Origin of the sequence: Gemmiger formicilis (assembly GCF_016901605.1) — a bacterium.
GTDB classification, from domain to species: Bacteria; Bacillota; Clostridia; order Oscillospirales; family Ruminococcaceae; genus Gemmiger; species Gemmiger formicilis_B.
On the sequence record NZ_JACJKP010000686.1, the window covers coordinates 1 to 241 of the forward strand.

1 pseudogene is annotated in these 241 nt (G+C 56.8%); it reads right to left on the reverse strand.

Annotated features, from left to right (window positions below):
• Positions 1-241: pseudogene (locus H6B10_RS16475) on the reverse strand (MFS transporter); the annotation flags it as partial.

Consider the following 241-nt stretch of genomic DNA (forward strand, 5'->3'; position numbering starts at 1 on the left):
GCCGCTGAACAGGGTGTTGATGACGGCCTGACTGGCTACTTGCTGGGCCAATTTGTCCGAGGCGTTGGAGGCAATGTAGCATTGCAGAGGTTTGTTGTGCATCAGCACTTCGATAATATCCCCCATTTTCAGCGGCTCAGACTTCTTGGTTCCCAGAAAAGTTTCGGGCTTGTCGTACGAGGATACGCCCAGGCAGACCAGCAGGGTGCCCACTGCGGCCACGACCAGCGTGATGGCGCAG